The following is an 8,283-nucleotide window of genomic DNA, read 5'->3' on the forward strand; positions in this document are numbered from 1 at the left end:
GCTGCGCCACCTGCGCCTGCCGCGCCCCCGGCTCAGCGCACGCCTGGGCCACGCGCTGGCGTAAATCCAAAGAATAGGCTTGCATACAACCGCTTACGCAGCCTAGTCGCGAACAGCTACACCGTTCTTGAATCTGCTATAACCGGATTCGTCGGATTACACGGATGTATCGAAGGCTACGAAACAGGAAGGGCTTGCCAATTGGCAAGCCCTTCCTGTTTCCTGTACCATCAGCTACAAAGTATCGCTGATATTGAAACTTGTGTGGTCCGATAAATCCCACTAAATCCGTGATTCAGTCGGCATCAAGCCCTAGTCGTTGCTGCATCTCCACCAGCATCGGGAACTTCTCTTTTAGGTATTCCAGCTTATCGGTGGCGGTGTAGAGCTTGCGGCCGGTGCTTTGCTGCTCCACTACTTCCACTTGCACGGTAAGGCGCGGATAACCAGTGCGGCGGCGCAACTCGCCCAAAAACTCGGCCCGGAACTCGTTGAACTGGTCTTCCTGCACCGGATTGTCGACACGCAGGTGGATAACGTGTTGGTCGTTGGCCGTTACCGGGCGGTTGAGCAGGCTGTAGTGCATCATGCTGATGACCTTGCGCTCCTCGGTTAGTTCCTGCCACACGCCCTGAAGTACGGCATTGTCGATGGCCGTCAAGCCCACGACGGGACCACTCGGCTCGGTGTCGGCGAGGACTTTGCCCGCGGCGGCCTGCTCGGCCATTTGGGCTTTCATGGCATTCAGACTGCCAAGGCCGGGGAGCTTGCTGTTGAGGCCCAAGGGTTTGCCCATGAGCGGCATGCCAGGGCGCGGAGGCAGCGGAGCCGCTGTTACGGGCATCTGGCCTGGCTCGTGGCCGGCGATGCTCGGCTTGCCAATTTCAACGTGTGGCACCGTGTCGCGCAGCCGGGAGGTAGTGGGCACTTCGGTGGCGGCTTCGTCTTCGATGCTCGGCGTATCGTGTAGCTCCTCCACGCCGCTTTCGATGGGAACAATAGGCTCCGGATCAGCAGGGGCGTGAATTGGTTTTTCGTTGTTTGTTTTTTGTTTTTCGGCTAAGAAAGTGCCGTTCAGCGGCGCAGTCTTGTGCGAGTTGCCATAGGCCGCCGCCGCTTCGGCGGTGCCATCGGCTACGAGCTGGCCGTTAGCTTGAGTTGGTGCAGGAGCTGGCGGGGTTACGCTACTTTTTTTTTTCGCCTCGCCGTTGGAAGAGGAAGTGCTGGTGCTGCCGTTGTTGGCTGTTGTAGGGCCAGCACTCAAGTCGCGGGCAAACTGCACGGCGCCGTTGAGGTAAGCCAGCTTCATGAGCGTCAGCTCGACGTGCAAGCGCTGGTTTTTGGCTTGCTTGAACTCCCGGTCGCAGAGGCTCACCAGGTTCAGGGCCGACAGTAGAAACGACAACGACGAGGCTTGTGCCTGCAACACATAGCGGCTCCGGATGTTGTCGGACACTTCCAGCAGCTGCACCGTTACGGGGTCTTTGCACACCAACAGGCCGCGCAGGTGCTCGGCGGCGCCCACCACAAAGTTGTGCAGGTCGAAGCCGTTCTGCATTACCTCATCCAGCAAGAGCAGCGTGGCCGATAGGTTTTCGGCTAATAGCGCATCGACTAGCCGGAAGTAGTACTCGTAGTCCAGAATGTGCAGATTCTGCACCACGTCCTTGTAGGTCAGGTCGTGGCCCGAGAAGGTCACCATCTGGTCGAACATGCTCAGGGCGTCGCGCAGGCCGCCGTCGGCCTTTTGGGCTAGTAGGTGCAGGGCGTCGTCTTCGGCCTGGATTTGCTCTTGAGTGGCTACGTAGCGCAGGTGACTCCGAATGTCATCGACCCGAATGCGGTTGAAATCGAAGATCTGGCAGCGCGACAGAATAGTCGGGATGATCTTGTGCCGCTCGGTGGTAGCCAGGATGAAGATGGCGTAGCTTGGCGGCTCTTCCAGCGTCTTTAGGAATGCGTTGAAGGCCGCATTCGAGAGCATGTGCACCTCGTCGATGATGTACACCTTGAAGCGGCCTTGCTGCGGGGCGTAGCGCACCTGCTCCACCAGGCTGCGGATGTCTTCGACGGAGTTGTTGGAAGCGGCGTCCAGCTCGTGCACGTTGAAGGAGGCGTTTTCCTGGAAGGCGCGGCACGACGAGCATTTGCCGCAGGCTTCCAGGTCGAAAGGCGTATTATCGGGGTCGGCGGCTTGGTGCAGCGCGTCGGGTACGATGTCGGGCTGCGCCTGGAGCAGCTCGGAAACCGGGCGGCCTTTGCGCACGTGTTCTTCTACGAACTCGCAGTTGATGGTTTTGGCTAGAATCCGGGCGCAGGTGGTTTTGCCCACACCGCGAGGGCCACAAAACAGAAACGCCTGCGCCAGATGCTGGCTGGAAATGGCGTTTTGCAGGGTGGTAGTAACGTGCTGTTGCCCGACCACGCTTCTGAACGTGGCGGGACGGTATTTGCGGGCCGAAACAACGAAATTTTCCATACGACTAGCCACAAAGATACCCCGAAAAGCCGGGGTTTGGAAGGCCGGCACCGGCTGTTTGCTAGCAACGATACCGAACTTCTCTCCCGAAAATCTAGCCGAAGCCGTGCCCCCAACTCCGGATTTGCTGGTGGTTTAAGGGTGCCATGCCTTTGTATTGTTGAAGCCGTTGAGAATTGAAAGCTAGAAGCTAAAAACAAGTTTCCCTCTTCAGTTGAGGAGCTGAACCAGTTCTAGCCTTCTATCGCTAATCCTAAATCTCTTTGTCATCTACTTTCTGTCTTTTTCCGAAAACAAGTGATTTTGAGCTTGCCCGAAAATACATAATACAGCGTGTTCTATATATATTGGCGTTACTAGCCTCGCTGTCATATGAATAGCAGGCAAGGGGAGGACGGGGTGACTGCCTGTTTGCCCGCTATAGTTGCCGCTCTATGTCCCGCCGTTACGCTTTTTTCCTTGGGTGTTTGCTTGTCGGGCTGGTAGGGCTGGAGGGGAAGGTGCAGTGTGTGGAAGCGCAGACGCTGGCTTCGCGCTCTTATACCATTGCCGACGGGTTGCCGCAGACCGTAGTCTACGCCATTTGTCAGGACAAGGAAGGGCGCCTGTGGGCGGGTACGCAGGGGGGCGTATGCTCATTTGACGGGCAGCAGTTTCGCACTCTCGACGTGCGGCAGGGCTTGTCTGATAACCACGTAACGGCCGTGGCCGCTGCCTCCGATGGCACTTTGTGGTTGGGGCACGAATACGGAGGACTGTCGAGTTTGCGGCAGGGCCAGCTACGGCATTGCCGACCGCGTGGCCTAGGCGGAATAGCGCATGTGCAGCAAGTGTATCCGGTGGGTGTTGGTACCGTGTGGGTGGCCACGGCCGGCAACGGGCTGATTCGCCTCGAATGCAGCCCCACCGATACCACTGTCACCCGGTTCACCACGAAAAATGGCCTGCCTTCTGATTCCGTTACTTACGTGGGCGCCGGGCCGGCCGGGCAGCTGTGGGTGGCTACGGCCAAGGGGGCGGTGGTGTTCGGGCAGGGGCGGCCCGCGCCGGTGGCTGCTACTGCGGCGCTGCCCATTGAGCTGCGACAAGCCAGCATCAACAGCTTATTTAAAGTAGGCGACACCTTGTTATGGTGCGCTACCCGTACGGGGCTGCTGCGGGTCAGTTGCCGGCCGGGCCAGCCGTGGCGGGTGCGGCGCTTCGGCTCGGCCGACGGCTTGTGCGCCAGCGTGGTGCTGCGCGTGCTACAGGACCGGCGGGGGCGGGTGTGGGCGACCACAGCAGATGGCCTGAGCCGTGCGGTGCCGGGTGGGCGCTTCACCTGTTACGGCAGCCGCGACTATCCCATCAGCGACCAAGCCCACGACCTGCTGGAAGACCAGGAAGGCAACGTGTGGATCGTACACGACAACGGCCTGACCCAACACCTAGCCGACGAGCGATTCACGCAGTACACGCCCCAAGACGGCCTGCCCGACAACCAGGTGCTGGCCATAGAAGCCATAAACTCCAGCGAATATTGGATTGGCACTCGGCTCGGTATCGTGCGGTTTCGGCCTAAGGCCACGGATGGGCCGTTGTTCCAGCCCGTGCCGTTGCGGCCGGGTGCGCTCGGGCAGTATGTGCGCTGCCTGTTTCAGGACCGGCGCGGGCGGGTGTGGCTCGGCACGCGCGGGGGCGGGGCGGCCTGCTATAATCCGGCCACCAAGCGCTGGACCTACTTCGATGACGTGCCAGGCTTAGCGGGGCAGCGGGTAGTAAGTATTGCCGAGGACGCCCGCGGGCGGGTATGGCTGGCCACCCGTGAGGCTGGCGCCACCGTATTCGACCCCGTCACCGGCCAGTTCCGCACCTTCGACGCGCGCCACGGCGGACTAGGTACCTACAGCTTGTGGAAGTTCTTTCGGGACCGGCACGGCACGCTCTGGCTCGGCACCGACGACATCGGGCTGGTCCGCGTAGACACCGACCACGACCAGTTCGAGTGCGTAGAAGGGCAGCCGAAGCGACTCAGCATCGGCTCTATCTGCGAAGATCAGCGCGGCAACCTGTGGTTGGGCAGCATCGGGAGCGGGCTGCTGTGCTACAATGGGCACACCATGCGCGGCTACGGCCTCGAAGCCGGTCTGCAATCCAACAACCCGTATTTTGTGTTGTGCGATAGCGCCGGCCGGGTGTGGCTCGGCACCAACACAGGCCTCGACTGCTTTAATCCGCGCACGGGGCGGGCCATGAGCTACGGCTTGCTGGAAGGTTTTGCGGGCCAGGAAACCAACCAGAATGCCGTGGTGCTGGCCCACAGCAACCAACTGTGGATAGGTACCATCAATGGGCTGATGCACTACGACCCGGCCGGCGCGCAGGTCAACCGCCGGGCACCGGGCACATATCTGGCCCGGCTGCGCGTGTTTTTGAAGGATACCACCGTCCGCTCGGGTATCACGTTGCCCCACCAACTCAACCACCTCACTTTCGATTACGTGGGGGTGAGTTTAACCAATCCGGTGAAAGTGCGCTATCAGTACCGGCTGGTGGGCTCGGATACCCGCTGGACCGACCCGCTGGCTACCACCTCCGTTACCTATTCCAACCTGCCGCCCGGCGCCTATACCTTCGAGGTGAAAGCGGCCAACAACGACGGGGTATGGAACACGCGGCCGGCCCGCTTTCGCTTTACCATCGAGCCGCCGTGGTGGAGCACATGGTGGGCGTACGTGCTGTATACGGGCATATTTGGGGCGGTGCTGTACGGGGTGCGGCGCGTGACGCAGCAACGGGAACGGGAGCGCGCCAACCGGCGGCTAGAGCGGCTGGCACTGGAACACTTACAAGCCCTGGACCGGGTGAAATCCAACTTTTTTGCCAACATCAGCCACGAGTTTCGCACCCCGCTTACCCTTATTCTTGGTCCCGCCGAGCAATTGGCTACCGACCCGCCCACCGACCCGGCGCAGGTGCGCCGACAAAGCAGCTTGGTGGTGCGGCACGCCCGCAAGCTGCTGCGCCTCATCAACCAATTGCTCGACTTAAGCAAGCTGGAGGCAGGGGCCTTGCAGCTAAACGCCGTGCCCGGCGACGCGGCCCTGTTTGGGGCCCGGCTGCTGGCTTCGTTTACTTCCATGGCGCATGCGCTGGATGTTACGTTGCACCTGCGTACCCCCGGCGGGCCGGTGCCCTTATTCTTCGACCCCGATAAGCTGGAAGATATTCTAACCAATCTGCTGGCTAATGCCTTGCGCTTCACGCCCGCGGGCGGAGAGGTGGCGCTGGAGGTGCAGGAAGAAGCAGCCATTCCCGCGGCTCCGCTGGGCAGCGTGCGTTTCGTGGTCCGCGACACTGGGCCCGGCATTGCGCCCGAGTTTCAGCACCGGCTTTTCGACCGGTTTTATCAAGCGGCCAGCCCCGATGGTGCTGGCCCGCGCACGGGTACGGGGTTGGGGCTGGCGCTGGTGAAGGAGCTAACCGAATTGCACGGCGGTACAGTTTCCGTTGCCAGCGAGCCGGGGCAGGGAGCTGTTTTCACGGTGTGGTTTCCGCACCGCCAGGCGGTGGCTAGCTCGGAGTCCACGCCTTTCACTGGTCCCGACATGGCCAGCCAGCTTGAAGCAGAAGCCTTGGCTGTTACCCTTCCGGCCATCGATACCAACGACGTGTTTCGTTTTGAAAACGAGTCTACCGCTGCTGTGGCAGCTATGGGAGCGGAAGTGGACTTGAACGCAGAAACCGAGGTGGTACTTGTTATCGAAGATCATCCTGATGTGCAGCAGTTCATCTGTGAGTCGTTGGCGCAGGCTGGCTATCGGTTGCTGGTGGCCCCCAACGGCACGGCTGGGGTGGCACTAGCCCGCGAAACCGTGCCCGATTTAATACTCTCGGATGTAATGATGCCGCCCGGCCCCGATGGCTACCAGGTGTGCGAGCAGCTCAAAACCGATCCGGCTACTTCCCACATCCCGGTGGTGCTGCTCACGGCCCGCGCCGACCCGCGCGACAAGCTCCAGGGCCTCGAAATCGGTGCCGATGCGTATCTGGCCAAGCCCTTCAACCCACGTGAGCTACGGGCGCAGGTACGCAATCTGCTGGCGTTGCGCCGTAGGCTGCAAAGTCGTTTTGCGCTTCAGCCCGCAGTAATGGCGGCACCTTCGCCGCCCGCCGCTCCCGACGACGCCCCTCTGGTTGCAGCCAATGTCACCGCCGCTTCGGCCCTGCTCTCGCCGCTAGAGCAGCACGCAGCCGCCGTAGCCGCCCTGCCTTCCCTCGACCAAGCCTTCCTGCGCCGCGTGGAGCAAGCCGTGGAAAGCCACCTCGACGACGGCGACTTCAGCGTAGAAGCGCTGAGCCAGGAAGTGGCGCTCAGCCGGGCGCAGCTGCATCGCAAGTTGAAAGCCCTTACCGGGCAAGCCCCGGGCGACTTTATCCGGACAACCCGGCTATTGCGCGCCCACGCATTGCTACAAGGCCAAGTCGGTAATGTGGCAGAAGTGGCCTACAAGGTCGGTTTTAACAGCCCCGCGCACTTCAGCACCAGCTTCAGCAAGCTGTTTGGCTACGCGCCTAGCGAGGTGAGTAAGAGTGAGGCGAAGTGATAGAGTAGGGCAGCTCGTTGACCGTCATGCAGAGGTGCAGCCGAAGCATCTCGCGTGCTGAGGTTGCCAAACTAAACGTCCTGCTTGAGCTGGCATCCGTTTGCCGAAGCGTTTCGCTAGTGTGTAAATACCAATCCAGAGTCAGCACGCGAGATACTTCGGCTACGCCTCTGCATGACGGTCAACGATTATTAACCACCCTCTAGTCCTCATTACCTCAACTTACACCAAGGCCCACCGACGGCGGCTGTGCGGCTAATTCAGTGACGGAGCCGGCCCCGCTCGCGCAAGCTGATGCAGCCGCGCCACGGTGGAGGTATTGCGTACGGCCAGCGCGAAATGTGGCTTGCGGGTAGGCACCTAAGTGCCCGATACCGCCGGTCGGGTAGTAACCGTCGAAGCAGGCGGTTTGGGTGCTGACGGCCCGCGCCGCTGCCTCCGACATTCGGTCGAACAGATAATCGGGATTTACGTCGTTGTGCAGCACTTACTGCTCATTTCTGCCGGCTTGCGCACAGATCGTTTTGAAGCAGAATCTGTAGCCAGCGAAGCAGGGAGTGCTGGCTACGAAAGCAAACCATCTTCTTTGCAGAGAAAAAATACTGGTTTCCGACAAGATGCGACCTGCGCGCAAGCCTTTGCAACCTGTACGAACGTCGCACACCGGGCCACTGCTTTCCTTTGCAGAGCAGCCAGATGCCAGATTTTCAATACTCTGTTGAATAAGGCGGCTTCTTCGGCATTCGGCGCTGCCCCTTATAAGCTCTCCGTGACCTTATCTTTTTTATGAAACTCTTAGTACTCGTTAGCGCGCGGTTAACCTTGATAGTTGGCCTCATACCACCCGTTCAGGCTCGAGTGGGCGTCGGCACTATCACCCCCGATGCCTCGGCGGCTTTGCACATCAGCGCCACCAATAAGGGCGTCCTGTTCCCGCAAGTCAGCTTGGCTTCGCTCACCGATGCGGCGGCCGTGTTGAGTCCGGCCCCGAGCCTGCTGGTATATAATACCAACGGGGCGCTAAGTGGTAGCGCAGGTTTCTACTACAACGCAGTCACCACCACCGCGTCCGCCTGGACCCGCCTCAACACCGGTGCCACGCCAACTGGCGCTGGCTGGAACCTGACTGGCAATACCGCTACCGACTCCGCCTGCAACTACCTCGGCACTACTGATCAGTAGCCGTTGGTGTTGTGCACCACCCTCGATGCCGCCGAT

Annotated in this window: 4 protein-coding genes; 2 read left to right on the forward strand and 2 right to left on the reverse strand. The window is 60.6% G+C overall.

The annotated features are described in order from the left end of the window. Positions 1-295 precede the first annotated feature (295 nt). Positions 296-2,479: a DNA polymerase III subunit gamma/tau gene (dnaX, locus tag VF639_RS02830; protein WP_331144368.1), complete on the reverse strand. Its 2,184-nt coding sequence runs from the start codon at positions 2,477-2,479 to the stop codon at positions 296-298. A gap of 434 nt (positions 2,480-2,913) precedes the next feature. On the opposite strand from dnaX, the gene VF639_RS02835 reads away from it, so the two are divergent. Next, complete coding sequence (locus VF639_RS02835; protein WP_331144369.1) at positions 2,914-7,065, forward strand: hybrid sensor histidine kinase/response regulator transcription factor; 4,152 nt, start codon at positions 2,914-2,916, stop codon at positions 7,063-7,065. A 217-nt stretch (positions 7,066-7,282) separates the two neighbouring features. Here VF639_RS02835 and VF639_RS02840 read toward each other — a convergent pair whose 3' ends face one another. Continuing rightward, positions 7,283-7,552: a hypothetical protein gene (locus VF639_RS02840; protein WP_331144370.1), complete on the reverse strand. Its 270-nt coding sequence runs from the start codon at positions 7,550-7,552 to the stop codon at positions 7,283-7,285. Positions 7,553-7,851: 299 nt separating this feature from the next. Between VF639_RS02840 and VF639_RS02845 the strand changes: the two genes are divergently transcribed. Next, on the forward strand, positions 7,852-8,247 hold the full coding sequence (locus tag VF639_RS02845) for a hypothetical protein (RefSeq protein WP_331144371.1): 396 nt from the start codon (positions 7,852-7,854) through the stop codon (positions 8,245-8,247). Positions 8,248-8,283: the final 36 nt, after the last annotated feature.

Origin of the sequence: Hymenobacter sp., assembly GCF_036387835.1 — a bacterium.
In the GTDB taxonomy this organism is placed as follows: Bacteria; Bacteroidota; Bacteroidia; order Cytophagales; family Hymenobacteraceae; genus Hymenobacter.

Bases quoted from the DNA above. Each gene is read 5' to 3' on its own strand.
- VF639_RS02845 (WP_331144371.1), top strand. From the start codon at position 7,852: ATGAAACTCTTAGTACTCGTTAGCGCGCGGTTAACCTTGATAGTTGGC.
- dnaX (WP_331144368.1), bottom strand. From the start codon at position 2,479: ATGGAAAATTTCGTTGTTTCGGCCCGCAAATACCGTCCCGCCACGTTC.
- VF639_RS02835 (WP_331144369.1), top strand. From the start codon at position 2,914: ATGTCCCGCCGTTACGCTTTTTTCCTTGGGTGTTTGCTTGTCGGGCTG.